Source organism: Streptosporangium sp. NPDC003464, assembly GCF_053588315.1.
In genome coordinates this window covers 1-24,992 of record NZ_JBSFPS010000143.1, presented here as the reverse complement: position 1 = coordinate 24,992, position 24,992 = coordinate 1, and the positions used below count along the sequence as shown (strand labels likewise).

Below are 24,992 nucleotides of genomic sequence, written 5' to 3'. Positions count from 1 at the left end.
CCCGGCGACGACAGAAGGACGCCTCGGCCATGGCCGCCCGGTAGCGGCCGTGGAGACCGCCCACCGCCGCGCCGGGACCAGGCCGTGCCGGGAGCAGGCGTGCCGGGTCGAGGGCGGGAAACAGGCCGGGCCGAGGGCGGGAAACGGGCCGGGCCGAGGGCGGGAAACGGGAAGGGCCGCCCGGTGGGCGGCCCTTCCTGCGTTCCCGGCGGACGGCCGGGGCGCGTCCGTGGATCCTCACCGTGGCGAGGATCCGCGGAACACGCCTCAGGCCATCTTCTTCTTCAGGTTCTCGTCCAGGGCCGCCAGGAAGTCCTGGGTGGTCAGCCACTTGGCGTCGCCGCCGACGAGGAGGGCGAGGTCCTTGGTCATCTGACCGCCCTCGACGGTCTCGATGCAGACCTGCTCCAGCTTCTCGGCGAAGTCGATCACCGCGGGGGTGTTGTCGAGCTTGCCACGGTGCTGGAGGCCACGGGTCCACGCGAAGATCGAGGCGATCGGGTTGGTGGAGGTGGGGTTGCCCTTCTGGTGCTCACGGTAGTGACGGGTCACGGTGCCGTGGGCGGCCTCGGCCTCGACGGTCCGGCCGTCGGGGGTCATCAGCACCGAGGTCATCAGGCCGAGGGAGCCGAAGCCCTGCGCGACGGTGTCGGACTGGACGTCGCCGTCGTAGTTCTTGGCCGCCCAGACGTAGCCGCCCTCCCACTTGAGCGCCGCGGCGACCATGTCGTCGATCAGGCGGTGCTCGTAGGTGATGCCGGCGGCCTCGAACTCGGCCTTGAACTCGGTCTCGAAGACCTCGGCGAAGATGTCCTTGAAGCGGCCGTCGTAGGCCTTCAGGATCGTGTTCTTCGTGGAGAGGTAGACCGGGTAGCCACGGGACAGGCCGTAACGCATGGAGGCGCGGGCGAAGTCGCGGATGGACTCGTCCAGGTTGTACATCGCCATCGCGATGCCGGCCCCGGGGAAGTCGTAGACGTCGAGCTCGATCGGCTCCGAGCCGTCCTTCGGCGTGTAGGTGAGGGTCAGCGTGCCCTCGCCCGGGATCTTCAGGTCGGTGGCGCGATACTGGTCGCCGAACGCGTGACGGCCGATGATGATCGGCTTGGTCCAGCCGGGGACGAGCCTCGGCACGTTGGACATGATGATCGGCTCGCGGAAGATGACACCGCCGAGGATGTTACGGATCGTCCCGTTCGGGGACTTCCACATCTTCTTCAGGCCGAACTCCTCGACCCGCGCCTCGTCCGGGGTGATCGTGGCGCACTTGACGCCGACGCCGTACTGCTTGATCGCGTTGGCGGCGTCGATCGTCACCTGGTCGTCGGTGGCGTCACGGTGCTCGATCCCGAGGTCGTAGTACTTCAGGTCGACGTCGAGGTAGGGAAGGATCAGCTGGTCCTTGATGAACTGCCAGATGATCCGGGTCATCTCGTCGCCGTCAAGCTCGACGACGGGGCCCTCTACCTTGATCTTGGGCATGCGTGTGGTTCCCCTTCTGAACTAACACTGGCCAGACAGTCCTTTTGAGGCTCACTGGCCGTTGAGGCTATCGGACGGGTTCAGGCGGCTTGCGATCCACCCGTGCGTCCGGCTTAAAGCGGCATGAGCGCCGGATACTGGAGCACCAGCGAGCCGGCCATCAGCGCGACGCCGAAGACGGCGAGCGTGACGGCGTCGGTCGTCTTGGTGCGTACGGCGAGCAGGCCGCTGCCCACCAGCCGGAGCACAGCCCCCAGCGTCATGACCACACCGAGAGAGAACCCACCCCACTCGGGGTCGAGCAGGACGGCAAAGGTCACGGCCAGGATCGCACCCGCCAGCACCAGCGGATACGGTCTCCAGCGATCTTCAGTTGTGCTCACCGCTCCCACCCCTGGCCGCCGTTCATTCGCGCACTCGTCGCCCGCACCCGGCTCATCGCTCGGCGAGCGGCTTCCACTTCTGGTCGCGCTCGCCGATGTATTCGCTGTCCGGGCGGATCAGGCGATTGTCGGCGTGCTGCTCGATGACGTGTGCGGTCCATCCTGCCATGCGGCTGACCGAGAAGACCGGAGTGAACAGGTCTGTCGGGATACCGAGGTAGTGGTAGACGGTCGCCGCGTAGAAGTCGACGTTGGGATAGAGGCCCTTCGTCTCGAAGACGACCTCCTCCATCTCCTTGGACATGCGGTAGAACTTGTCGTCGCCGGAGGCGTCCGCGAGCTCCTGCGACATCTTGCGCAGGTGCGTGGCGCGCGGGTCCTCGGTCTTGTAGACCCGGTGCCCGAAGCCCATGATCTTCTCGCCGGCGGCGAGCCGGTCGCGCACGGACTGGGCGACGGCGGCCGGGTCGAGGGCCTCCAGGGTCCGCATGACCTGCTCGTTGGCCCCGCCGTGGAGCGGGCCCTTGAGGGTGCCGATGGCCGCCACGATGGCCGAGTGCATGTCGGACAGGGTCGCGGCGCACACGCGGGCGGCGAACGTCGAGGCGTTCATCGTGTGGTCGGCGTGCAGGACCAGGCAGGTGTCGAAGATCTCGACCTCGCGCCGCTCGGGGGTGCGGCCGGTGATCTGCAGCAGGAAGTTGGCCGCGACGCTCAGCCCGGGATCCGGCTCGGGGATCGTGGCGCCCGTCCTGGCCGCGTGGTAGCGGGCGACGAGGATCGGCTGCTGGGCGGTCAGCCGGGCGGCCTTGCGCAGGTTGGCCTCGGGACTGTTGGAGTCCTTGTCCGGATCGTCGGCCCCGGCCAGCGAGACCAGGGTGCGCAGCGCCTCCATGGGCGCCTGCCTGTCCGCGATCTCCGGGATGTTCGCGTCGGCGAGCGCGCCGAGCTTACGCCCTTCGACGAGCTGCGCCCCGTAGGCGGCCAGCTGCTCCCCGTTGGGGAGGCTTCCGCGCTGCAGCAGGTGGGCGGTCTCTTCGAAGGTGGTGCGGCCGGCCAGATCGTGGATGTCGTAGCCACGATAGAAAAGGAGACCGGCCTGACCGTCGATGTCACTGAGCGCTGTGGACGCGGCTACGACATCGGCGAGGCCTTTTGTGGGCTTGTCCGCCATGAGTGTTTCCTCCGCTTATCTTCGTTCGAAGTCTACCCGTGAGCAGGGGAAACCTTCCCGAGAGGTCCAGACCAATTTCATGAGGGATTCTCCTTCTGGCAAAGGCGATTCCGCATCACCTCGTTTGGGTAAGCCGGAGCTGTAGGAATAGTTACGGCGGGCTACCTGGGGAGGAACTGCCGTGGAGGGGCCGTTCATACGCATCGAGGACACTGGCGAGGTGGTCCCGTTGCGCCCCGAGATCACGACGATCGGACGCGGCCGGGGAGTGGACATCCGGCTCACCGATCCGAGTGTGTCCCGGCTGCACGCGGAATTCGTCCGGCGCGGACCCTACCTGTATGTCGTTGATCTGGGCCTGTCCCGCAACGGCACGCGGGTGAACGGCAGGCCGATCGCCCGGAGGGTGCTCGACGACGGCGACGTCGTCTCCTTCGGCGCCGCGCGGGGCAGGATCGGCGGAGTCCCGCGTGAGGACTTCGCCCCCGAGGTCGAGCTCCGCCGCGCCGCGGCTCCGGAGCTGACCCGGCGGGAGGTGGACGTGCTGACGTCGCTGTGCCGTCCGGCGCTGTCGGACGAGGCGTTCGTCGCACCTGCCACGGCGCGGGAGATCGCCGACGATCTGGTGGTGACGGAGGCCGCGGTCAAGCAGCACCTGCTCCGTCTCTACCAGAAGTTCCGGATCCCGGAGGGGACCAACCGGCGCACCAGGCTGGCCAACGAGGTCGTCGCCCTGGGGCTGGTCCGGCCGACCCCGGTGGTGCCGCCGCAGCGCGCGGCCGGCACCCCGGAGCCGCAGCCGGCGGCGACCGCCGCGGGCCGCCGGGCGTCCTGAGACCTAGCCCTGCTTCTCGGCGGCCTCGACCACGTTGCTCAGCAGCAGGGCCCGGGTCATCGGGCCCACGCCGCCGGGGTTGGGGGTGAGGAAGCCCGCGACGTCCTTGACGCCGGGGGCGACATCACCGGCGATCTTGCCGTCGACCCGGGAGACCCCGACGTCGAGCACGGCGGCGCCGGGCTTGACCATGTCGGCGGTGATCAGATGCGGCACGCCCGCCGCGGCGACGACGATGTCGGCGCGACGGGTGTGAGCCGCCAGGTCCTGGGTGCCGGTGTGGCAGAGGGTGACCGTGGCGTTCTCCGAGCGGCGGGTCAGCAGCAGGCCGAGCGAGCGGCCCACGGTGATGCCACGGCCGACCACGACGACCTCGGCACCCTTGATCGGCACGCCGTACTCCTGCAGGAGCAGGACGATGCCGTGCGGGGTGCAGGGCAGCGGCGCGTCGACCGTGTGGACCAGCCGGCCCAGGTTGACCGGGTGCAGGCCGTCGGCGTCCTTGGCCGGGTCCATCCGCTCGATCAGCGCCATGGTGTCGAGGTGGCGGGGCAGGGGGAGCTGCACGATGTAGCCGGTGCACTCCTCGGCGGCGTTGAGCTCGTCGATGACCGCCTCGACCTCGGCCTGCGTGGCCGTCGCGGGCAGGTCCCTGCGGATGGAGGCGATGCCGACCTCCGCGCAGTCGCGGTGCTTGCCGGCCACGTAGATCTGGCTGCCCGGGTCGTCGCCGACCAGGACGGTGCCGAGCCCGGGGGTGATCCCGCGCTCTCTCAGCGCGGCGACCCGCGCCGTGAGGTCTGCCTTGATCTTCGCCGCGGTGGCCTTGCCGTCCAGAATCTGCGCGCTCATGGGTTCAATCCTTCCACGAGATCAGCCGCGCTCCGCTTCCCTCCGCTCGATGATCCTGCGCGTGAAGGGGATGACCTCCACGGCCTTGGCGCCCAGGTAGGCGGCGCCGAAGGCGAAGATGAGGAGAAGCCAGGGGCTCTCCCAGAACCCGTTCATGATCACGAAGGCGTTCAGGACGGGATCGAGCAGAGGCATGAGGGATCTCCACAGGGGGCGAGGGAAGGAACGGTTCAGGTTAACCGGGGTTTAAACCTTCTCTGGCCAGAAAATCCTGTCCGGTCCGCCACTCTCCTGTCTCCCGTGTACGGCCGCCCCACCTGTGCGGCGGCCGTACACGGCAGCGGAGATCAGTGGAAGAAGTGGCGGGTGCCGGTGAAGTAGAGGGTGATCCCGGCGGCCTCGGCCGCGGCGATCACGTCCGCGTCCCGGATGGAGCCGCCCGGCTCCACGATCGCCTTCACCCCGGCGTCGATGAGCACCTGCGGGCCGTCGGCGAACGGGAAGAACGCGTCGGAGGCCGCCACCGACCCCCGGGCCCGGTCACCGGCCCGGGAGACCGCCAGCTGCGCCGAGTCGACCCGGTTGACCTGGCCCATGCCGACCCCGACGCTCGCGCCGTCGGCGGCGAGCAGGATCGCGTTGGACTTCACCGAGCGGCAGGCCTTCCAGGCGAAGGCCAGATCTGCGAGGACCTCGGCGGAGGCCGCCGGACCGGCCTTGAGCTCCCAGGTGGACGGGTCGTCGCCGGGGGCGTCCACCCGGTCGGTGGCCTGCACCAGCAGGCCGCCGTCGATCCGGCGGAACTCGGTCCGGTTGTCCGGCCCCTGCGGGCAGGCCAGCAGCCGGATGTTCTTCTTCTGGGTGAGGACGGCCAGCGCCTCCGCGGCGAAGGACGGGGCCACCACGACCTCGGTGAAAACCTCGGAGATCTGCCGGGCCAGCTCCTCGGTGACCTCACCGTTGACCGCGATCACACCGCCGTAGGCGGAGACCGGGTCGCAGGCATTGGCCCTGCGGTGCGCCTCGGCGACGTCGGCGCCGACCGCGATGCCGCACGGGTTCTGGTGCTTGATGATCGCCACCGCGGGCTCGGTGAAGTCCCAGGCGGCCCGCCAGGCCGCGTCGGCGTCGAGGTAGTTGTTGTAGGACATCTCCTTGCCGTGCAGCTGCTCGGCGTTGGCCAGGCCGTCACGCCCGCCGGAGTAGAGGGCCGCGCCCTGGTGCGGGTTCTCGCCGTAACGCAGCGGCGACTTGAGCTCCCAGGCGGCGCCCATGTAGCTCGGCCAGGCGCCCTCCTCCGGGGCGTAGACGTCGGCGAACCAGGAGGCCACCGCGGTGTCGTAGGCGGCGGTGTGGGCGTAGGCGGCCGCGGCGAGGCGGCGGCGCTGGGTGAGGGTGAAACCGCCCTCGGCCACCGCGGCGAGCACGTCGCCGTAGGCGCCCGGATCGACCACGATCGCGGCGGTGCCGTGGTTCTTCGCCGCGGCGCGGATCATGGCGGGGCCGCCGATGTCGATCTGCTCCACGCAGTCACGGTCGGAGGCTCCGGAGGCCACGGTCTCCTGGAACGGGTAGAGGTTGACCACCACCAGCTCGAACGGGTCGATCTCCAGCTCTTCGAGCTGCTTGACGTGGGCGGGGTTGCCGCTGTCGGCCAGCAGGCCGGCGTGCACGCGCGGGTGCAGGGTCTTGACGCGGCCGTCGAGGCACTCGGGGAACCCGGTCAGCGCCTCGACCGGGGTGACGGGGACACCGAACGACGCGATCTTCGCGGCGGTGCCGCCGGTGGAGACGATCTCCACACCCGCGGCGTCGAGTCCGCGGGCCAACTCCTCCAGCCCGCTCTTGTCATACACAGCGATCAACGCGCGCCGGATGGCGATGCGGGTCACTTCCTGATCCTCCTGTTTGGTTCCGGTCTCATCCGGGGCGCCCGGCTCATCCGCCGGGTCGTCCGAAGCGAAAGGTCCTTCCGGCCACGGTCCAGCCCTCACGGGCCATCCGGCCGACGGTCTTGACGAGCAGGGCCCGCTCGACGGTCTTGATGCGCTCGTGCAGGGACGCCTCGTCGTCGCCGTCGAGAACGGGCACGGCCTCCTGGGCGATGATCGGCCCGGTGTCGACCCCGGCGTCGGCGAGCATCACCGTGCAGCCGGTGATCCGCACGCCGTACGCGAGGGCGTCGCGGACCCCGTGCGCGCCGGGGAAGGCGGGCAGCAGCGCGGGATGGGTGTTGAGGACGGGGAAGGCGGTCAGCGTCGGCTCACCGAGGATCTTCATGAACCCCGCGCAGACGACCAGGTCGGGCCGGTGCTCGGCGATCCGCGCCGCGATCGCCCGGTCCCAGACGTCACGCCCCGGGTGGTCGGCCAGCCTCTCGACGAAGGTGGGGATGCCGGCGCGCTCCGCGCGGGCCAATCCCTCGATACCGTCGCGATCGGCGCCCACCGCAACGATCCGGGCCCCGTAAGCCTCGTCTGCCACAGCGTTCAGTAAGGCCTGTAGGTTGGTTCCAGAACCGGACACGAGGACCACAAGCCGAGCGGCCTGGGATGACACCGACGCACTCCATTCCGACGGGGACTCACGCCGCTGCAAGGGTATCTGCCTGTCCGCTCACACGAAGCAAGGAGGTCAGGTGACGACTCCCGTCCAGGCACGGCCGGCGGAGGGCGCGGGACGGCGGGCGTTGTGGCTCGCCTTCGCCTCGGTGGTGTTGACGCTCATGCTCCCCCTCGCGGGGCTCGTCATGTCGCTGTTCGCCCTCGTCGCCTCGGTCCGCGCGATCGGAGCCCTGCGCTCGGTGACGAAGCCGACGACGCCCGCCGTCGTCGGCGTCGCCGTGTCGGTGCTGACGCTGCTGATCGCCGCGGGAGTGACCGCGATGCAGTTCTACTTCAGCGACGAGCTGGCCTCCTACGCCGAGTGCCGCCGGGGCGCGGGCACCGTCACCGCCCAGAACGAGTGCGTGGACCAGCTCGAACGGGCGATGGAGAAGAAGATGCCCTTCGTCCGGCCCGGCGACGTGCAGTTCCCGTTCCCTCCCTGATCCCGAGAACCCCCTGATCCCGGGAGTCCCGATCCTGGGGACTCTCAGGACCCTTCGGTGAGCCGGTCGGTGGCCCCGGCCGCTCCCGCGGCTCCCGGGCCGCCGGCCGCGTGGTCCCCGCGGAACCCCCGCCCGGCCCCTCCGCGGGCAGGGCGGGCCGCCCGCGGCTCAGTCGCGGTCCCAGGCGTAGGGGTCCAGGTAGATCACGTGGCCGCCCTTGTCGTCGGACTCGTCGACGATGTCGCGCCGGGGCGGGCGTGGCGGCCCGCGGTGGTGGAGCTGGGGAGGGTTCTCCGCCGCCGCCGAGGCGTGCTCGTCCTCCCAGTCGTCCCTGATGACCGGGATCGGCTGGGTGTCGCACTCGGTGGCGTCCAGCCAGTGGCCGGGGAGCGTGCGCAGGCCCTCGGGCTCGGCGAAGCCGACCTTGCCGGCCACCGCCCCCGCCGCCTTCGCGATCTTGGCTCCCGCCTTGCGGACCGGCGCGGTGGCCGTGCCGACCTTGGCGGCGGCCTTGGTGACGGCGGTGTTGTGCCCCCGGAAGATCAGCCACCAGTTGGCCAGCCCCGCCGAGATGCCCGCGGCGACGCCCACCTCCAACGTCACCGAGAGCATGACCTCCCAGCCCGCCGGACCGACCGAGGAGAGCCTCGCCCCGCCCAGCGGCCCGCCGGACAGCGCGGCCAGCAGCCCGGCCGCCACGCCGGTCGCCAGCCCGCAGACGAACCCCCACAGCGGCGCGCCCTCGTACGACGGCGACGGCGCGATCCTGACGCCCAGGACTCCCGCCACCGCCCCGGCCGCGAACGGCAGCGCGATCACCACCATCACCCACGCCGGGGTGGGACCCGTCTCCGGCAGGGCGCCCAGGATCGGCAGGCTCGGCACCGTCCCGAGCTGGACCCCGGTGGGCGCGACCAGCGTGCCGGAGCCGACCGCGAAGCCCGGACCGGCGATGTAGGACATCCCCCAGATGACCGCGTTGACCAGGTAGAGCCCCTGGACCAGCAGGAGCAGCAGGCCGCCGACGAAGCCGGGCGACAGGACGCCGGACAGCTCCTGGACCTGCCGGAAGTTCACCGCGACGGCGGCGAGCACCATGACGGCACCCGCCACGAGCATGATCCCCAGCGCGGCGGCCGAGGCCACCACGACGGAGCGCAGCCGCTCGGGCAGCAGGCGCAGCATCGACCGCCACGGGCCGATCGTCCTGGCGGTGGCCAGCGAGCCCGCGAGGAAGGCCACCGCCACGTGGCTGACCAGCACGTCGCCGAGGAACGGCTGGGTGATCTCGTTCCGGGTGACCAGCGCGATGATCCCGGCCAGCAGCGCGTACGGCGCCGCCAGCGAGACGCCCGCCTGGGCGACCAGCACGAGCTGGGCCCGGCGCCGGGCGTTGGCCTCGTCCTTCGGGCTGTTCTTGGGCAGCCGGGCGGGCAGCCGCAGGCGCAGGTCCGCGTCCCGGGTCATCCAGATGCCGGCCCGGTAGAGCAGGAAGGCCGGCAGCACCGTCAGCCCGAGCGGGAGCAGCCCCACCGACCCGCCGGGGATCGCGAACCCCGCGTGGTGGGCCGCCAGCCAGAGCTGCGCGGCGGTGCGGAAGACCCCCGGCAGGCCGGGGCCGAGCGCGCCCTTGGGGGAGGCGATCCAGCCGACCAGGGTGAGGGTGGTGAGCACCGCCAGGCCCACGCCGAGAGTCCAGGCGGCGGCGAGCATCCCGGATACGGGGAGCGGCCGGCGGACGTCGTCGTCGTCACCCGTGACGCCTGGCAGGGGGATACGGCTGAGGACGTTACGGGGAGCCGTCCGGAGCTGATCGAGAAGGGCCGTCACAATAGTCGATGGTCTCAGGATCTTCCGCGTGGGAGAGACTCCTCCGCCCCGCGTGTCGCGCGCCGTACGGGAGACCGCCGGACGGCGGGACCGTACGGAAGGCCGCCGGACGGCGGGACCGTACGGGAGGCCGCCGGACGGCCCTACGGAAGGGCGCCGGACAGCGAGGAAGGCGCCCGGTTGGACATCGGGCGCCTCCCTGGCGGAACCAGCGGGACTAGCGGGACTGCATGACCTCGCGCATCAGGCGGGCGGTCTCGCTCGGGGTCTTGCCGACGCGGACGCCGACCTTCTCCAGAGCCTCCTTCTTCGCCTGGGCGGTGCCGGCCGAGCCGGACACGATCGCGCCGGCGTGGCCCATGGTCTTGCCCTCGGGGGCGGTGAAGCCCGCGACGTAGGCGACGACCGGCTTGGTCACGTGCTGCTCGATGTAGGCGGCCGCGCGCTCCTCGGCGTCGCCGCCGATCTCACCGATCATCACGATCGCGTCGGTGGCCGGGTCGTCCTGGAACGCCTGCAGCGCGTCGATGTGCGTGGTGCCGATGACCGGGTCGCCGCCGATGCCGACGGCGGTGGAGAAGCCGAAGTCACGCAGCTCGTACATGAGCTGGTAGGTCAGCGTCCCGGACTTCGAGACCAGGCCGATGCGGCCGGCGGTGGTGATGTCGGCGGGGATGATGCCGGCGTTGGAGGCGCCGGGCGAGGCGATGCCGGGGCAGTTCGGCCCGATGATGCGGGTCTTGTTGCCCTTGGCGACCGCGTAGGCCCAGAACTCGGTGGTGTCGTGGACCGGGACGCCCTCGGTGATCACCACGCAGAGCGGGATCTCGGCGTCGATGGCCTCCTTGACGGCGTCCTTGGTGAACGCCGGGGGCACGAAGACGACCGACACGTCGGCGCCGGTCTCCTTGACGGCCTCGACGACGGTGCCGAAGACGGGCAGGCCCTCGTGGGTGGTGCCGGCCTTGCGGGCGTTGACGCCGCCGACGACGCGGGCGCCGGAGGCGAGCATGCGGCGGGTGTGCTTGGTGCCCTCACCGCCGGTCATGCCCTGAACAATGATCTTGCTGTTCTCGGTCAGCCAGATAGCCATTACGCACCTACCGCGGCGAGTTCGGCGGCACGCTTGGCCGCATCGTCCATCGTGTCCACCAGCTCGACGCCGGAGAGCTTGGCGTCGGCCAGAATCTGCCGGCCGAGCTCGGCGTTGTTGCCGTCCAGCCGGACGACCAGCGGGCGGCTGACGGCCTCGCCGCGGCTCTCCAGGAGCTGGAAGGCGGAGACGATGCCGTTGGCGACCGCGTCACAGGCGGTGATGCCGCCGAAGACGTTCACGAAGATCGACTTCACGGACGGGTCGGAGATGATGATCTCCAGGCCGGACGCCATGACCTCGGCCGAGGCGCCGCCGCCGATGTCGAGGAAGTTGGCGGGCTTGGGCCGGCCGGGGAAGGCCTCGCCGGCGTAGGCGACGACGTCGAGGGTCGACATGACCAGGCCCGCGCCGTTGCCGATGATGCCCACGCTGCCGTCGAGCTTGACGTAGTTGAGGTCCTTCTCCTTGGCCGCGGCCTCAAGGGGGTCCTCGGCGGCCTTGTCCTCGAAGACCGCGTGGTCGGCCTGGCGGAAGGTCGCGTTGTCGTCGAGGGTGACCTTGCCGTCGAGGGCCTTGACCTGGCCGTCGGCCGACAGGATCATCGGGTTGACCTCGACCAGGGAGGCGTCCTCGTCGACGAAGGCGCACCAGAGCTTCTCGATGAGCTCCGCGGCGCCGTCGAGCGCGACCGCCGGCAGGCCGCCGGCCTCGGCGATCTCACGGGCCTTGGCCCGGTCGACCCCGTCGAGCGGGGAGACCGGGATCTTGGCGACCTTCTCCGGGGTGCTGTGCGCGACCTCTTCGATGTCCATGCCGCCCGCGGCGGAGCAGATGGCGAGGAAGGTGCGGTTCGCGCGGTCGAGCAGGAAGGAGAAGTAATATTCCTCCGCGATCGCGCTGGCTTCCTCGATCAGGACCTTGTGGACCGTGTGGCCCTTGATGTCCATGCCGAGGATCTGGGTGGCCTTCTGCTCGGCGTCGGCGGCGTCGTCGGCGACCTTCACGCCGCCGGCCTTACCGCGGCCACCGGTCTTGACCTGTGCCTTGACGACGACACGGCCGGTCAGCTGCTCGGCTGCCGCGCGTGCCTCCTCCACGGTGTGCGCGACAATGCCACGCGGCACCGGGATGCCGTACTCCGCGAAGAGCTCCTTCGCCTGATGTTCGAACAGGTCCACGAGGGTCCGTCCTTGCTTGTCCGGCTGGTGTACAGATGTCGGCGGGCCGGCTCCACGGGTGAGGGGAGCCCGGCGGGTTTTGCGCCAATGAAGCCTAGCCCCCTGAAGGGCATGAGCAGGTCACCGGGTCCTAAACGCGGGCGGGAACGGCGCTCCGCACCCACTCGACGATCTCCTGGGTGGTCGCGCCCGGTGTGAAGATCCGGGCCACGCCCATCCGGTGGAGCTCGGGTATGTCCGCCTCCGGAATGATCCCACCGCCGAACACCGTGATGTCGTCGGCGTCGGCGTCCTTCAGCAGTTCGAGCACCCTGGCGAAGAGCGTCATGTGCGCGCCCGACAGGACGGACAGCCCGATCGCGGCCGCGTCCTCCTGGACGGCGGTGCGCACGATCTGCTCGGGCGTCTGGTGCAGGCCGGTGTAGACGACCTCCATCCCGGCGTCCCGCAGCGCCCGCGCCACGATCTTCACACCGCGGTCGTGCCCGTCGAGCCCGGGTTTGGCGATGACGACGCGGATCCTCGGCACGGCGTCCATACAGACCTCCTTGTCTGCGCCCCGCCCACGCCGTGGGAGCCACCGGCACCCGCGACGGGAGCTACGGGCAGCGTAACCGCCCACGCGGTGAGGGCCCGGCCCGATGACGGCTTTCAGCCGTCCACAGGCCCGGTTTCCATAGGATCACACCCAATCCGCTGCCTTTATCGGTATTACCCCTACATTCCGGTACGACATACCCTAGGGTTTTTGATCTTCTATCCTCAGGAGGAGACTTCCCCGTGAAGCGATGGATCATCCTGGTGGCCGGCGCTCTGATCCTGTCCACGACCGCCGCCCCGGCGCACGCCCGGACCGCGCCCACCGACCCGGTGACCGCGCTGAAGGCCCAGTTCGTCGCCCAGCGCGGTGTGAAGATCGTCGAGAGCGGCCGGACCAACTCCGACGGCAAGCCCCTCTCCGCGCAGAAGCGCCGCGGCGTCGTGCAGTTCGGCGCCTCGGGCGTGGCCGGATACGACATCCTGACCAGGTCTGATCTCCCCGGGGAGAGGGCCACCCCGGTCCGCAACCTCGCCGTCGGCGGGAACGTGTACATGAGCGGTGGAGTGATCGGCGAGAGCCTCCCCGAGGGCCGGAAGTGGATGCGGACGCCCGGCAAGATCCGTGATCTGTCTCCCTTCCTGACCCCGGTCCTCGTCCTGGAGCCGGCCACGCTGAAGGCCCTGCTGTCCACCAGCACCGTCAAGAAGCCCGGCGCGACCCTCCACAAGGGCGTGATCACCTTCGGCGCGCTCTACCGCGTCTCGCCGTCCTACCGGGCGGACCTGCGCAAGAGGCCGAACGCCAAGGTCGCGGCCATGAAGGTGGCCTGGCGGCTGTGGACGGGACGCGACGGGCTCCCCAGCAGGCTGGTCACCTCGTGGGCGGAGCCGCCGCTCAGCATGGGGGTCACCCGCGTCAGCGACGTGCGGTTCGCCTCGTGGGGGACCCCGGTGCACCTCGTCGCGCCGCAGGAGGAGACCACCACCGAGTAGCGCGGGACGGGCGGGCCCACTCCGGGGGGCGCCGGGCCCGGCCGGCCCGGAGCGCCCCGCCCGGACCGGATCCCTCCGTCCCGGCCGGGGCGCCCGCCCCCTTGGGGCACCGGCGTTCGAAGTGCCAGCGTTCAGATGCCGGCGTTCAGGTGCCGGTGCTCAGGTGCCGGCGTTCGAGGTGCCGGCCAGCGTCGCCGCGGCGAGGTCGTTGGCCAGGATCGCGGTCTCCACCGCCGCCACCGACGAACCGGAGCTCACTCCCGGCAGCGTCGCGGTGTTCACGGCGTACAGCGTGAACTCGTACTTGTGCGTGGACCCGCCGGGGCACGGCCCGAAGTACTGCAGGGCCTTGTTCCCGCTGCTCATCGCCTTCTGCTTGGCGCCCGGGACCTGCGGCACGTTGAAGCCGAGGCCGAGCCCCTCCGGCAGTGACAGCCTGCCGGCGGGAATGTCCCAGATCACCCAGTGCTTGCCGCCGTTGGCGGTGTCGACGAAGGTGATCGCGTAGCTCTGCGTGCCCGGCGGCGCCGTGGTCCAGGCCAGCGGGGGCGAGATGTCGTTGCCGGCCACCCCGTCCCCCTGGCAGGTGTACTTGGCGGGGATGGTGCCGCCGGCGGCGAACGCGCTGCTGGTCAGCGCGGACGGCGCCGCGGCGAACTTCAGCCGCACGATGGTGTTGTCGAGGACCGTCGGCGTGCCGCCGTTCTTGTCGTTGTTGGTCGAGGTGAGCCAGAGCCCCCCGTCGGGGGTCTTGACGACGGTGCGCAGGCGGCCCCACCGGCCGTTGAAGAACGCCCGGGGCGTGTCGGTGGTGCTACCGGTGATCTTCATGACCCAGAGCCGCTGGCCCCGGACGGCCGCCATGTAGATCCAGTCGTTGACGATCTCCAGACCGCTCGGCGACGCGGCGGCCACGTCCCACTGCCGGACCGGGTCGACGTAGGCCGGGTTGCCGCATCCGCCCTCGCAGTTGGGCCAGCCGTAGTTCTTGCCGGGCTGGATCAGGTTGAGCTCGTCCAGGGTGGCGTCGCCGAACTCCGACGCCCACAGCCGTCCCCGGGAGTCCCAGGCCAGGCCCTGCGGGTTGCGATGGCCGAGGGTGTAGACCCGCGGCGCGCTCGGGAACGGGTTGCCGGGCGCGCCGGCGCCGGTCGGCGTCACCCGCAGGATCTTGCCGTTGAGCGAGTTGAGGTTCTGCGCCCGGTTGCCGTCCTGGGCGTCACCGGTGGTGATGTAGAGCAAGCCGTCGGGGCCGAACTTGATCCGGCCGCCGTTGTGGAACTTGTTCTTGGCGATGCCCGTGACGAGCGGTTCGCGGGCGCCGATCTGTCCGTTCTCGTACTTGAAGCGCACCACACGGTTGTCGGAGGCGGCCGTGTGGAAGGCGTAGACGTAGTGGTCGACGGTGAAGGTCGGCGAGACCGCCAGGCCCAGGAGCCCGCCCTCGCCGCTGGTCGTCACCGCTTCGGTGATCTTGCCGACCACGGTCTTCTGCCCGTCCGGGGTGACGCGGGCGATCTCGAAGCGGTCCCGCTCGGCGACCAGCGCGCTGTTGTCGGGCAGGAAGGCGATGCCCCACGGCAGGTCGAGCTTGGCGATGTCCTTGTCGTGGACCGGGTCGCCGCCGGCCGCCGTACCGGTCGTCCGCACCGTCAGCGGCGCGCTGCGCGGCGAGACGTTGCCGTTGGCGTCGAACGCCTCGACCGCGAACGCGTAGGCCGTGTTGGGCGCCAGCCCGTCGGCGGTCGCGGTCAGGTCGGGCACGGTGGCGAACGCCGTGCCGTCGCGGTAGAGGTTGTAGCCGGTGACCCCGACGTTGTCGGTGGCGGCGTTCCAGGCCAGCGTGACCGTGCCGGCCCCGACGTTGGTCGCGCGCAGGCCGGCCGGCGTTCCGGGCGGCTGCGTGTCGTCGCTCGGCGGCGTGGTGACGTCGACGTTGTTGCTGCCCTGGGAGGCGTTGCCCGCCGCGTCGTAGGCGAGCACGCTGAGCACGTATCTGGTGTTGGGCGTCAGGCCGGACAGCGTGGTGCCGGTGACGTTGCCGCCCACGGTCATGAGCACGTTGCCGCCGTTGTAGACCTTGTACTGTGACACGCCCACGTTGTCGGTGGACGCCGTCCAGGCCAGGTCGACCGAGGTCGGCCTGATCTCGCCGACGGCGCGCAGGCCCGCCGGCGCGGTCGGCGGCTCGGCGTCGGCCGGCGCCGTCGCGCTCAGCCGGTCGAGGTTGGGGCCCCCGCCCGCGGTGGTGGCGGTGGCCCGGACCTTGTTGGCACCGGCGACGAGGCCCGCGGTGACGGACTTCTCCACCCAGGTGGTCCACGCGCCCGTGCCGGGGAAGGACAGCCCGGCCGCGACCGGTACGCCGTTGACGGCGACGTCCATCGGACGGTCGGCGGTGGTGCCGTTGGCGAAGCGGAACGCCAGGCGGTAGTTGCCGGCGGTCGCCGCGTCGACGGTGAACTCGACGTAGGAGCCGGCGACGTTGTCGTAGTTGACGAACCCGGTGCCGGTGAACCCGGCGTGGTTGGACTCCACGGCGCCCTGGGAGACGGTGGCGTTCTCCGCCTGGTGGTCGTTGCCGGCCACAGTAACCTCGACGTCGACGAAGTCGAGGTTGGGGGTGCCGCCCGCGGTCGTGGAGGTGATCCGGACGGTGTTGGCGCCGGCGTTCACCGGCGCGGTCAGGGTGGAGGTCGCCCAGGTGTCCCAGCCGCCGGTGCCGTTGAACGAGCGGCCGGCCGAGACGACGGCGCCGTTGACGGCGACGTCGGCGGGGCGGTCGGCGGTGGTGCCGTTGGCGTACCGGATGGCGATGGCGGCGGACCCGGCGCCGGCCGCGTTGACGGTGAACTCGACGTAGGAGCCGACGACGTTGTCGGTGTTGACGAACCCGGTCCCGGAGTATCCGGCGTGGTTGGACTCCACGGCGCCCTGGGAGACGGTGGCGCCTTCCGCTTCGTACCGGGTCGGCGCGGCGGTGGCGGGGAGGGCGGCCAGCGAGCTGAGCAGCAGTCCGGCCACGAGCGCGCCGACCAGCGAGCGCGCTCGGATAGGAGATCTCATCGATCCTCCTGCTGTTGTCCTGAGGGGGGTGAGACGGCACAGCTAGTTAGGAAGCCTTCCTAACTATGCATGGAGGGGATCATCTCCTCCGCCCCCTGTCAATGGAGGCGACGGGGACGGTTGGCCCCGGCCTTCCGTGGAGGGGGCTGGGGACGGTTGGCCCCGGGCTTCCGTGGGGGACGGGGGAAGGTTGGCCCCCGGGCGGCCCGGCGGCACCGGCGCGGGACCTCGGCCATCGACGAGGAACCGCCGAGAGACCGCCCGCGGCTCCCCCGCGCCGCACCCGCCCGGCACGGCCCGCCGTACGGCTCACGCACGCGCAATCCACGGGTCCGACTTGTTGGCCCACGCCATATCCGGGGCCGCGGTGGTTGGCTAGCTTGGCGGATCCTGGCCCCGGAGAGGGAGATCCGATGAGACGGTGGGTTGCCGCGTTGGCGACGGTGCTGGCCGCTTCGGCGCTGTCGACGGGGGTGGCGCGGGCGCAGGCGCCGCCCTCCCCGGTGCAGAAGCTGAAGCAGCAGTTCGGCGAGCACGTGGGGCTGCGGATCTCCGACCTCGGCCGGGTCTACAAGGACGGCAAGCCGGCCGTCACCATCTGGCGCAAGGGCAGGGTGGAGTTCGACGCGGCCGGGGTGTACGGCACGGACACCGTGGGGCGGACGGAGCTGGGGAAGGGGGTCGTCAGGGAGCTGGAGGCCCAGATCGGGCGGCGGCTCGGCTCGACCCGGGTGATCTGCTTCCCAAACGAGGCGTACCTGTCGGGCCCCGGCTACGAGACGTGGCTGCCGGAGGGCAAGACCTGGCTCGGCCTGATCGGCCCGGCCAACATCAAGCAGACGGCGGCGCTGCCGCAGATCGTGAACATCTTCGAGCCCGCCACCCTGGGCACACTGCTGTCGCACGCCGCGGTGAACAGGCGCGTCCCGTCCGGGACGTTCCTCCAGGGGGCCGTCACGCTACGCACGCTCTACAGGGTCTCCCCCAGCTTCCGCGACCGGCTCCCGGGGCCGCCCGGCGCCCGGAGCGGCCGGATCCCGATCGGCTTCCGGCTCTGGCTCGACCGGTCCGGCCTGGCCCGCCGCCTGACCACCACCTGGAAGCAGCCCCTCCCCGGGCGACCCCGCCAGCACACCACCACGGTCGCCGACACCCGCTACACCGGCTGGGGCTCACCCGTCACGCTCACCCCGCCGCCTCCGGAGGACACCGCCGACGCCGGACGCGTCGGCGCCGACTTCCCGGAACCCGCGGTGCTGCCGATCGGGTAGGGCGCGCGGAACCGGCGGCCGGACAGAGCACGCGGCATCGCTGGTCGGACAGGGCGCGCGACACCGCCCACCGCCGATCGGCGGGCGGGGAAGTCCGCGCGGAACCCCACGGCCGATCCACGGCTCTCCTTCGACGCGGACCCCGTCCGCGACCGCCGCTCGACGGTGCCGGGATCCCTCGCCGGCGCGGAGAGCCGCCACTCCCAGGTCCCCCCGCCTCCCAGGTCCCCTCCCAGGTCCCCCGCCTCCCGGGTCCCCCGCCGGCCTTCCCGCGGGCGGCCGACCTCCCGTCGGGGATCCCGGAGGCGGCAGAGGTCTGCACGGAACATTCACAGGTATTTCAAGGCATTTATCCATATACGAGATGCCGTCGCGATCTTGATCCGCCAGAATGCCCCCATCCCTCCCACACGGGGTGGAGGGATCATTCAGGAGGAATTTTCCTTGAAGCGATACATCGCCGGTCTGGCATGCGCTGCGACGGCCGTGCTGAGCGCCCCCGCGCTCGCCTCGACCGCGCACGCCCAGGCCGCCGATCCGGTCACCGCGTTGAAGAGCCAGTTCGGCGGCGGTCGCGGGGTGAGCTTCGTCGACACGACGAAGTCCCAGGGCCCGGAGGGGAACGTGGTGTTCGCCAAGCGCACCGGCGAGTTCCAGTTCGGCGCCTCCGGCATCATCGCGTCCGACCAGACCGCCCAGCTCCGGATCAAGCAGCAGGAGCTCGAAGCACTCCTCGCGGCGACGGAGGACGCGGAGGACACCGAGGACGCGAAGAACGAGACGCTCTCCAAGGTCATCACCGGGATGGCCAAGCCCGAGCGGGTCGTCCGTGTCAAGGACACCTCCTACGTCTCCGGCGGCGTCATGGGTGAGTTCCTGCCCGCCGACAAGACCTGGGTCCGCAACCCGCCCGCCCCGCTCGGCCTCATCGGCTCGATGAGCCAGTACGTCAACCCCGCCGAGCCGGCGACGCTCAAGGCCCTGCTGGCGCACGCCACCAAGCGCGCCGGGGTCTACAGCGGGAAGATCACCCTCGCCGAGTTGCAGAAGGTGTCACCGTGGTTCCGGGCCTCGTCGCCCTTCCTCCCCGAGGACAGGGCCAAGTCCGCGGTGAACTGGAAGCTGTACGTCGGCGCCGACCAGCTCCCCCAGCGGCTGGTGACGACCTACTCGGAGGGCAAGGACTCGTCCACGACGATCGACACCCGCTACACCGGCTGGGGTTCCAAGGTCACGATCGAGGCCCCGGCCGCCGACCAGGTCGCCGAGATGAAGGAGCTGGAGAAGGGCGTGAAGGCCGTCGCCACGATCCCGCTGATCAAGAACTGATCACCTCGCGTCGGTCGCCCTGCACCGATCACCGAACAGCCGATCTCCGTTCGGTGATCGGCTGTCCGGTGATCGCTGAGCGGTGATCGGTGCACGCTGATCACATCCCCGCGCCCGGCAGGCCTCGCCTGCCGGGCGCGGTCGATTGATCAGATTTTCACCCTCCATGTCATGTATTGAGCAAGAATCTCGATGATCGCTCCGCGAGGATGCGAGGACCCATACAGGAGGACCCCCTAAATGAGGCGAATGATCGCCACCCTGACCGGCGCCACCGCGGCGGCGCTGATCGCGCCCGCACTCGTGGCCGCCCCCGCCAACGCCCAGGCCGCCCCGGCCGCCCCGGCGAACGCCCAGATCGCGCAGACGGACCCGGTCTCCGCACTGAAGAGCCAGTTCAGGACCCACCGCGGCGTGAAGCTCGCCGAGAACTCGAAGATCATCGGCGAGGGCAAGAACAACCGGGCGATCTTCAGCCGGCGCAACGGCGTGCTGGAGTTCGGTAAGCAGGGCGTGGTGGCCTCGGACCTGACCGAGAAGTTCACCCTGCCCGGGGCCGAGAAGGAGCTGAAGAACCTGTTCGGCCCCTCCCGCACCCTCATGGTGAAGGGCGTCTCCTACATCTCCGGCGGCTTCTACGGCGACGCCCTGCCCGAGGGCAAGGAGTGGCTGCGCGTCAAGGGCGGCGCGGTGGTGGCCGGCAACCCCGCCCAGCAGATCGTCAACCCCCTCGAACCCGCCACCCTGAAGGCCGCGCTGGCCCACACGACGGCCAAGCGTCCCGGCGGCACCTGGGACGGCACCCGGACCGTCGTCCACTCGGGCACGATCACCCTGGGCGAGCTCTACAAGGTCTCCCCCACGGTCCGCGCGCTGCTGGGCGCCAAGCCCTCGGCCAAGTCCGCCACGCTGCCGGTGAGCTGGAAGCTCTACCTCGGCCCCGACCAGCTCGTACGGCGGGCCGTCTCGTCCTGGACCCAGTCCCTGCGGGGCCTGACCAGCCTGGACATGACCTACCTCAACGACAGCCGCTACTCCGGCTGGGGCGTGAAGTCGGCCATCAAGGCTCCGTCCGCCGCCCAGGTCGCGGACTTCGACGAGCTCGACCTCGGTGACGAGCAGAGCGAGGACCCCTACACCCAGGTCTTCAAGGACTGATCCGCAAGGACTGATCCGCAAGCGCTGGTCCACCGCGAGGACCGTCCCCCGGACCCGATCCATCCGGCCACGTGATCAGCGCCGGGAGTCGGTCCAGCTCGGGGTCGATCCACTCCGGGAGTCGGTCCGGCTCAGAGGCGATCCGCTCCGGGAGTCGGTCCGCTGGCGGCCCCGGTCCGGGGAAGGCCCGGTGAACCCACCGGGCCTTCCCCGCAGCCGTCCGGCACTCGTCCCGGCCGCCCCGCGTCACCAAGGCCGCCCGGCACTCGCCCGGAACGCCTCCCTGGACCGCTCGGCACTTCACCAGCCCGTCCAGCGCTCACCCCGCCCGCTGGTCACCCACCCGGGTCACCCGGCACTCGCCCAGGCTGACGGCCGCCCACCCGGCGTTCCGCCGCTCGGCGCCGGTCAGAGCTTCTCCACCGGCGCGTAGGCCAGCAGGAGGGTCTTCTCACCTCCGCTGCCGAAGTCGATCTTGACTTTGGTCTTCTCCGCCACGCCGTCCACCGACACGACCGTGCCCAGGCCGAACTTGTCGTGGGTGACCCGGTCGCCCGGGGCCAGGTTGGGGACCGGGCGCCCACCGGGCTTCTTGGCGGGGGCCGGGCGGGCGTCGCGGCGGGAGGCGCCCGAGGCCGCGCTCCAGGCGTTCTTTCCGGGGTCGCTGCGCCAGTCGACCAGCTCCGACGGGATCTCGGCGACGAAGCGGGAGGCCGGGTTGAACGCGGGCGCCCCCCAGGAGCTGCGGACGGCCGCCCTGGAGACGTAGAGGCGCTTCTCGGCCCGGGTGATGCCGACGTAGGCCAGGCGGCGCTCCTCCTCCAGCTCCTTCGGCTCGCCCAGCGAGCGCATGTGCGGGAAGACGCCGTCTTCCATGCCGGTGAGGAAGACCACCGGGAACTCCAGGCCCTTGGCGGTGTGCAGGGTCATCAGCGTGACCACACCTTGGCCACCGTCACCGGCCGGGATCTGGTCGGCGTCGGCCACCAGGGAGACCTGCTCCAGGAACTCCACGAGCGTGCCCTCGGGGTTGGCCTCCTCGAACTCCGAGGCCACCGAGACCATCTCGTCCAGGTTCTCCAGGCGGCTCTCGTCCTGCGGGTCGCCCGAGGCCGCGAGCTCCGCGCGGTAACCGGTGCTCTCCAGCACCTCCTGGGCCAGCTCCGACGGCGGCATGTCGGCGGCCTTGACCCTCAGCTCCTCCAGCAGCGCGACGAACTCCTTGATGGCGTTGAGCGACCGGGTGGCCATGCCGGGTGCCTCGTCCGCCCGGCGGAGCCCCTCCCAGAAGGAGATCCGCTCGCGCGCCGCGAACGCCTCCACCATCGCCTCGGCCCGGTCGCCGATGCCGCGCTTGGGCACGTTGAGGATGCGGCGCAGCGACACCACGTCGCCGGGGTTGGCCAGCACCCGCAGGTAGGCCAGCAGGTCACGGACCTCCTTGCGCTCGTAGAAGCGCACCCCGCCGACCACCTTGTAGGGCAGGCCGGTCCGGATGAAGATCTCCTCGAACACCCGGGAGGCGGCGTTGGTCCGGTAGAACACCGCCACCTGGCCGGGCACGACGCCCTCGTCGTCGGTGAGTTTGTCGACCTCCTGCGCGACGAACATGGCCTCGTCGTGCTCGTTGTCCGCGACGTATCCGACGATCTTCGGGCCGGTGCCCTGGTCGGACCAGAGGTTCTTCGGCTTGCGGCTCTCGTTGCGCGAGATCACCGCGTTGGCCGCGCTCAGGATCGTCTGGGTGGAGCGGTAGTTCTGCTCCAGCAGGATCGTCCTGGCGTTGGGATAGTCGCGCTCGAACTCCAGGATGTTGCGGATCGTCGCGCCCCGGAAGGCGTAGATCGACTGGTCGGCGTCACCGACCACGCACAGCTCGGCGGGGGCGACCGTGCCCTCCCGGATCAGGTCGCCGTCGGCGGTGCGCAGCTCGGGGGCGCCGACGAGCTCGCGGATCAGGGTGTATTGCGCGTGGTTGGTGTCCTGGTATTCGTCGACCATGACGTGGCGCCAACGGCGCCGGTAGTGCTCGGCCACGTCGGGGAAGATCTGGAACAGGGTGACCGTCAGCATGATGAGGTCGTCGAAGTCCATCGCGCCGGCCTCGGTCAGCTTCCGCTGGTAGTTGCGGTATGCCTCGGCGAGCGTGCGCTCCAGGTGGGAGGACGCCTGGTCGGCGGCCGTCTCGTAGTCGATCAGCTCGTTCTTGAAGTTGCTGACCTGCGCGGAGAAGGAGCGCGGCGGGTAGCGTTTGGGGTCGAGGTCCATCTCCCGGCAGACCATGGCCATCAGCCGCTGGGAGTCGGCCTGGTCGTAGATGGAGAAGCTGGAGGGGAAGCCCAGCCGCTTGGCCTCGCGGCGCAGGATCCGCACGCACGCGCTGTGGAAGGTCATCACCCACATCGCCGCCGACCGCGGACCGATGAGGTTGTCGACCCGGTCCTTCATCTCCCGCGCGGCCTTGTTGGTGAAGGTGATCGCCAGGATCTCCTGCGGCTGCGCGCCCCGCTCGGCCAGCAGGTAGGCGATGCGGTGGGTGAGCACCCGCGTCTTGCCCGAACCGGCGCCCGCGACGATGAGCAGCGGGCTGCCGTGGTGGACGACGGCCTCGCGCTGCTGGGGGTTGAGCCCGTCGAGCAACGGGTGGGTCAGGGAAGCGGCTGGGATCGACACGCTCCTAGGTTATGGCGGTCCACCGACAACCGGGTCCAGCACCGGAGAGGAATGCCGACTGACTTGTCACCGGTTGTGAGAGATGATCGATATGCGGAAGAACAGAGGGGCCTCTCATGTTGTCTGAGAACGAAATCAACCGGGTGCTCGTGGTGACCGCGCATCCGGACGACGTCGACTTCGCCGCGGCGGGCACGATCGCGCGGTTCACCGACCGGGGCGTCGAGGTGACCTACTGTGTCGTCACCGACGGGGACGCGGGCGGTTTCGACCGCGAGCTGGACAACGGGGGCATGGCGGAGCTCCGCCGTACCGAGCAGACCAACGCGGCGAAGATCGTCGGGGTGACCGACGTGCGCTTCCTCGGCCACCGCGACGGGACCGTGGTCCAGAGCCTCGACCTGCGGCGCGACATCACCCGCGTCATCCGCCAGGTCAGGCCCGACCTGGTGATCACCCACACTCCGGAGCGCAACTACAGTTTCATCGCCCCCAGCCACCCCGACCACCGCGCGGTCGGCGGCTCCGCGCTCGACGCCGTCTACCCCGACGCGCGCAACCCCTACACCTTCCCGGAGCTCCTGCTCCAGGAGGGCCTGGAGGCGTGGACGGTCCGGGAGGTCTGGCTCAACGGCGGCCAGACCCCCGACCATCACATCGACATCACCGACACCTTCGAACGCAAGCTCGCCGCGCTGCGCGCCCATGTGAGCCAGATCAGCCACATGGAAGGGTTCGAAGACTTCCTCCGGACCCGTTTCTCCCAGGTCGCGGCCGAGGGGGGCTTCGGTGAGGGCCGTTATGCCGAGGCCTTCCAGCGGGTCCCCACCGCCTGAGCGGAACGGGACGGAGAACGCCCCGCCGGAAGGCATCTCACACCCGTGAACACCGTCGACCTCTCGCCGGTCACCGCCGTCGTCGTCGCCCTCCTGGCCGCCGGGGGCGCCGCCGCCGCCCTGCTCGGCCGCCTCGGCCACGCCCGCGCCGTCATCACCGCGTGCCTGCGGGCGGCCGTCCAGCTCGGCGCGGTGGCGCTGATCATCGTCTGGGCCGTGGAGCGGCCGCTCGCGGTGGCGGCCTTCATCCTGGTCATGTACGGCGTGGCGAGCCTGACCGCGGGCCGCAGGATCACCTCGGGCCGGGCGGTCCGGTGGGCCGCCCTGCCGGTCGCGGCGGGGACGCTGCCGGTGCTCGCGCTGCTCGTCGGCACCGGGACCGTCCCGCTGAAGGGCATCACGCTGATCCCGGTGGCGGGCATCCTGCTCGGCGGCTGCCTGACGGCCACGGCGCTCGCGGGACGGCGGGCGGTGGAGGAGCTCATCCAGCGGCGCGGCGAGGTCGAGGCGGCGCTCGCGCTGGGCTTCTCCGAGCGGGACGCGGCACTGGAGATCTGCCGCCCGGCGGCCGCCCAGGCGCTGGTGCCCGCGCTGGACCAGACATCGACCGTGGGGCTGGTCACGCTCCCCGGGGCCTTCGTGGGCATGCTGCTCGGCGGGGCGAGCCCCATCCAGGCCGGGGTCGTCCAGCTCGTCGTGCTGGTCGCGCTGCTGGCCTCCGAGGCGGTGGCCGTACTCGTCACGATCGAGCTCGCCGCCCGCGGCCGGTTCCCGGCCCGGCGGTGAGACAGTCGATCTCCCCGGCCCGGCCGTGAAACAGCCCGGCGGTGAGACAGTCGACCTCCCGGCCCAGTGGTGAACAGCCCGGCGGTGAGACGGCCGGCCTCCCGGCTCGGCGGCTCGGACGGCGGAACCCGCCGGCCCTTCACGCCGCCGGATCTCCCGGCGCGGCGGCGGGGCGTCCCCCCGCGGTGCCGTCCCCGGCGCTCCGCGCCGCGCCGGGCTCCGCCGGGGCGAGGCGGGCGGACAGGTAGCCCAGCGAGTTGGTCGCGATGTGGAGCAGTGACGGCGCCGCCAGGCCGCCCCTGCGGCGGAGCTCGCAGAAGAGCACCCCGGCGAGCCCTGTCGCGGCCACCGACCCGGCCACCGCCCGCGACGTCTGCCACGGCGACGCCCCCGCCGGCGGCCCCGGCAAGGACACCGGCACCCCCACCACCAGCCCCGTGATCGCGTTGTGGGACCTCGGC

The 24,992-nt window shown here is 71.0% G+C and carries 21 protein-coding genes and 1 pseudogene; 8 read left to right on the top strand and 14 right to left on the bottom strand.

Going from position 1 to position 24,992, the window contains the following annotated elements; translation table 11 throughout:
* Positions 1–267: 267 nt before the first annotated feature.
* From ACWDS7_RS28125 to ACWDS7_RS28115, 3 genes are all read right to left on the bottom strand, one after another.
* A complete protein-coding gene (locus tag ACWDS7_RS28125; protein WP_306859340.1) occupies positions 268–1,482 on the bottom strand; it encodes an NADP-dependent isocitrate dehydrogenase in 1,215 nt (404 codons plus the stop codon).
* Between the two features lie 113 nt (positions 1,483–1,595).
* Positions 1,596–1,865: a DUF3017 domain-containing protein gene (locus tag ACWDS7_RS28120; protein WP_451931722.1), complete on the bottom strand. Its 270-nt coding sequence runs from the start codon at positions 1,863–1,865 to the stop codon at positions 1,596–1,598.
* A gap of 52 nt (positions 1,866–1,917) precedes the next feature.
* Positions 1,918–3,039: a citrate/2-methylcitrate synthase gene (locus ACWDS7_RS28115; protein WP_451931721.1), complete on the bottom strand. Its 1,122-nt coding sequence runs from the start codon at positions 3,037–3,039 to the stop codon at positions 1,918–1,920.
* Between the two features lie 181 nt (positions 3,040–3,220).
* Between ACWDS7_RS28115 and ACWDS7_RS28110 the strand changes: the two genes are divergently transcribed.
* Positions 3,221–3,874: an FHA domain-containing protein gene (locus ACWDS7_RS28110; protein WP_306859346.1), complete on the top strand. Its 654-nt coding sequence runs from the start codon at positions 3,221–3,223 to the stop codon at positions 3,872–3,874.
* Positions 3,875–3,877: 3 nt separating this feature from the next.
* Here the strand turns inward: ACWDS7_RS28110 and ACWDS7_RS28105 are convergent, their stop codons facing one another.
* From ACWDS7_RS28105 to purN, 4 genes are all read right to left on the bottom strand, one after another.
* Positions 3,878–4,726, bottom strand: a complete 849-nt coding sequence (locus tag ACWDS7_RS28105) for a bifunctional methylenetetrahydrofolate dehydrogenase/methenyltetrahydrofolate cyclohydrolase (RefSeq protein ID WP_451931720.1) — start codon at positions 4,724–4,726, stop codon at positions 3,878–3,880.
* A 21-nt stretch (positions 4,727–4,747) separates the two neighbouring features.
* Positions 4,748–4,921 (bottom strand): hypothetical protein, encoded by a 174-nt coding sequence (locus ACWDS7_RS28100; RefSeq protein ID WP_306859349.1) that lies wholly within the window; start codon positions 4,919–4,921, stop codon positions 4,748–4,750.
* Positions 4,922–5,073: 152 nt separating this feature from the next.
* A complete protein-coding gene (gene purH / locus ACWDS7_RS28095) occupies positions 5,074–6,618 on the bottom strand; it encodes a bifunctional phosphoribosylaminoimidazolecarboxamide formyltransferase/IMP cyclohydrolase (protein WP_451931719.1) in 1,545 nt (514 codons plus the stop codon).
* Between the two features lie 46 nt (positions 6,619–6,664).
* The gene (gene purN, locus ACWDS7_RS28090) at positions 6,665–7,285 is read right to left on the bottom strand and encodes a phosphoribosylglycinamide formyltransferase (RefSeq protein WP_306859353.1); all 621 of its coding nucleotides are present in this window, start codon (positions 7,283–7,285) and stop codon (positions 6,665–6,667) included.
* A gap of 79 nt (positions 7,286–7,364) precedes the next feature.
* Between purN and ACWDS7_RS28085 the strand changes: the two genes are divergently transcribed.
* Complete coding sequence (locus ACWDS7_RS28085) at positions 7,365–7,775, top strand: hypothetical protein (RefSeq protein WP_306859355.1); 411 nt, start codon at positions 7,365–7,367, stop codon at positions 7,773–7,775.
* Between the two features lie 168 nt (positions 7,776–7,943).
* On the opposite strand, the gene ACWDS7_RS28080 is transcribed toward ACWDS7_RS28085, so the two are convergent.
* The 4 genes from ACWDS7_RS28080 to ACWDS7_RS28065 form a co-directional block, all read right to left on the bottom strand.
* Complete coding sequence (locus ACWDS7_RS28080; RefSeq protein ID WP_451931718.1) at positions 7,944–9,605, bottom strand: cell division protein PerM; 1,662 nt, start codon at positions 9,603–9,605, stop codon at positions 7,944–7,946.
* Positions 9,606–9,822: 217 nt separating this feature from the next.
* Positions 9,823–10,698, bottom strand: a complete 876-nt coding sequence (gene sucD / locus ACWDS7_RS28075; RefSeq protein WP_306859360.1) for a succinate--CoA ligase subunit alpha — start codon at positions 10,696–10,698, stop codon at positions 9,823–9,825.
* Positions 10,698–11,879 (bottom strand): ADP-forming succinate--CoA ligase subunit beta, encoded by a 1,182-nt coding sequence (gene sucC, locus ACWDS7_RS28070; RefSeq protein ID WP_306859362.1) that lies wholly within the window; start codon positions 11,877–11,879, stop codon positions 10,698–10,700. Before sucC ends, sucD begins: the two co-directional genes overlap by 1 nt.
* A gap of 130 nt (positions 11,880–12,009) precedes the next feature.
* Positions 12,010–12,417 (bottom strand): cobalamin B12-binding domain-containing protein, encoded by a 408-nt coding sequence (locus tag ACWDS7_RS28065; protein WP_451931717.1) that lies wholly within the window; start codon positions 12,415–12,417, stop codon positions 12,010–12,012.
* Positions 12,418–12,659: 242 nt separating this feature from the next.
* On the opposite strand from ACWDS7_RS28065, the gene ACWDS7_RS28060 reads away from it, so the two are divergent.
* Positions 12,660–13,412, top strand: a complete 753-nt coding sequence (locus tag ACWDS7_RS28060) for a hypothetical protein (protein WP_451931716.1) — start codon at positions 12,660–12,662, stop codon at positions 13,410–13,412.
* A 159-nt stretch (positions 13,413–13,571) separates the two neighbouring features.
* Here the strand turns inward: ACWDS7_RS28060 and ACWDS7_RS28055 are convergent, their stop codons facing one another.
* Positions 13,572–16,478 (bottom strand): YbhB/YbcL family Raf kinase inhibitor-like protein, encoded by a 2,907-nt coding sequence (locus tag ACWDS7_RS28055; protein ID WP_451931715.1) that lies wholly within the window; start codon positions 16,476–16,478, stop codon positions 13,572–13,574.
* A 413-nt stretch (positions 16,479–16,891) separates the two neighbouring features.
* Here ACWDS7_RS28055 and ACWDS7_RS28050 point away from each other — a divergent pair, with 413 nt between their 5' ends.
* The 3 genes from ACWDS7_RS28050 to ACWDS7_RS28040 all read left to right on the top strand — a co-directional run bounded on the left by ACWDS7_RS28050 (position 16,892) and on the right by ACWDS7_RS28040 (position 20,236).
* Positions 16,892–17,749 carry a hypothetical protein gene (locus ACWDS7_RS28050; protein ID WP_306859371.1) on the top strand — a complete coding sequence of 286 codons (858 nt, stop codon included), beginning with the start codon at positions 16,892–16,894 and terminating at the stop codon, positions 17,747–17,749.
* Positions 17,750–18,193: 444 nt separating this feature from the next.
* Entirely contained in the window at positions 18,194–19,078 is an 885-nt protein-coding gene (locus ACWDS7_RS28045; protein WP_451931714.1) for a hypothetical protein, read from the top strand.
* A 249-nt stretch (positions 19,079–19,327) separates the two neighbouring features.
* Positions 19,328–20,236 (top strand): hypothetical protein, encoded by a 909-nt coding sequence (locus ACWDS7_RS28040; protein ID WP_451931713.1) that lies wholly within the window; start codon positions 19,328–19,330, stop codon positions 20,234–20,236.
* A 408-nt stretch (positions 20,237–20,644) separates the two neighbouring features.
* Here the strand turns inward: ACWDS7_RS28040 and pcrA are convergent, their stop codons facing one another.
* Complete coding sequence (gene pcrA / locus ACWDS7_RS28035) at positions 20,645–22,903, bottom strand: DNA helicase PcrA (protein ID WP_451931723.1); 2,259 nt, start codon at positions 22,901–22,903, stop codon at positions 20,645–20,647.
* 122 nt (positions 22,904–23,025) lie between these two features.
* On the opposite strand from pcrA, the gene ACWDS7_RS28030 reads away from it, so the two are divergent.
* On the top strand, positions 23,026–23,745 hold the full coding sequence (locus ACWDS7_RS28030) for a PIG-L deacetylase family protein (RefSeq protein WP_451931712.1): 720 nt from the start codon (positions 23,026–23,028) through the stop codon (positions 23,743–23,745).
* Positions 23,746–23,790: 45 nt separating this feature from the next.
* Positions 23,791–24,531: an ABC transporter permease gene (locus ACWDS7_RS28025; RefSeq protein WP_451931711.1), complete on the top strand. Its 741-nt coding sequence runs from the start codon at positions 23,791–23,793 to the stop codon at positions 24,529–24,531.
* A 139-nt stretch (positions 24,532–24,670) separates the two neighbouring features.
* On the opposite strand, the pseudogene ACWDS7_RS28020 reads toward ACWDS7_RS28025, so the two are convergent.
* A pseudogene (locus ACWDS7_RS28020) lies at positions 24,671–24,992 on the bottom strand (hypothetical protein); the annotation flags it as partial.

What these genes read in the sequence shown, in the direction of transcription:
- ACWDS7_RS28125 (WP_306859340.1), bottom strand. Translation starts at nt 1,482, where the DNA reads ATGCCCAAGATCAAGGTAGAGGGCCCCGTCGTCGAGCTTGACGGCGAC.
- ACWDS7_RS28115 (WP_451931721.1), bottom strand. Translation starts at nt 3,039, where the DNA reads ATGGCGGACAAGCCCACAAAAGGCCTCGCCGATGTCGTAGCCGCGTCC.
- ACWDS7_RS28105 (WP_451931720.1), bottom strand. Translation starts at nt 4,726, where the DNA reads ATGAGCGCGCAGATTCTGGACGGCAAGGCCACCGCGGCGAAGATCAAG.
- ACWDS7_RS28100 (WP_306859349.1), bottom strand. Translation starts at nt 4,921, where the DNA reads ATGCCTCTGCTCGATCCCGTCCTGAACGCCTTCGTGATCATGAACGGG.
- sucD (WP_306859360.1), bottom strand. Translation starts at nt 10,698, where the DNA reads ATGGCTATCTGGCTGACCGAGAACAGCAAGATCATTGTTCAGGGCATG.
- ACWDS7_RS28065 (WP_451931717.1), bottom strand. Translation starts at nt 12,417, where the DNA reads ATGGACGCCGTGCCGAGGATCCGCGTCGTCATCGCCAAACCCGGGCTC.
- ACWDS7_RS28055 (WP_451931715.1), bottom strand. Translation starts at nt 16,478, where the DNA reads ATGAGATCTCCTATCCGAGCGCGCTCGCTGGTCGGCGCGCTCGTGGCC.
- ACWDS7_RS28050 (WP_306859371.1), top strand. Translation starts at nt 16,892, where the DNA reads ATGAGACGGTGGGTTGCCGCGTTGGCGACGGTGCTGGCCGCTTCGGCG.
- ACWDS7_RS28040 (WP_451931713.1), top strand. Translation starts at nt 19,328, where the DNA reads ATGATCGCCACCCTGACCGGCGCCACCGCGGCGGCGCTGATCGCGCCC.
- ACWDS7_RS28030 (WP_451931712.1), top strand. Translation starts at nt 23,026, where the DNA reads ATGTTGTCTGAGAACGAAATCAACCGGGTGCTCGTGGTGACCGCGCAT.